Here is a 661-nt window from a genome sequence, read left to right as displayed (position 1 = left end):
TGGCCAAGGACGAGGGCCGCACCATCGTCTTCATCGACGAGCTGCACACGATGGTCGGCGCCGGCAAGGCCGAGGGCGCGATGGACGCCGGCAACATGCTCAAGCCCGCGCTGGCGCGCGGCGAGCTGCACTGCGTGGGCGCCACCACGCTCGACGAATATCGCAAGTACATCGAGAAGGACGCCGCGCTGGAGCGCCGCTTCCAGAAGATCCTGGTGGGCGAGCCCAGCGTGGAGGCGACCATCGCCATCCTGCGCGGCCTGCAGGAGAAGTACGAGGTGCACCACGGCGTCGACATCACCGACCCGGCCATCGTCGCGGCGGCCGAGTTGTCCGACCGCTACATCACCGACCGCTTCCTGCCCGACAAGGCGATCGACCTGATCGACGAGGCCGCAGCCCGCATCAAGATCGAGATGGACTCCAAGCCCGAGGTGATGGACCGCCTCGACCGGCGCCTGATCCAGCTGCAGATCGAGCGCGAGGCCGTGCGCCGCGAGAAGGACGAGGCCTCGCAAAAGCGCCTGTCCCTCATCGAGGAAGACATCGCCCGCGTGCAGAAGGAGCTCGCCGACCTGGACGAGATCTGGCAGGCCGAGAAGGCCCAGGCGCAGGGCAGCGCGCAGATCCGCGAGGAGATCGACAAGATCAAGTTCCAGAT

General features: G+C 67.2%; 1 pseudogene. It reads left to right on the top strand.

Annotation, left to right across the window (positions count from 1 at the left end):
* Positions 1-661 (top strand): annotated as a pseudogene (locus AC3A6Y_RS34985) (type VI secretion system ATPase TssH); the annotation flags it as partial.

It is taken from the genome of Variovorax sp. Soil_C_17, assembly GCF_057657265.1.
The sequence above is the reverse complement of the archived record's forward strand: the minus strand, read 5'-3'. Positions and strand labels throughout refer to the sequence as shown.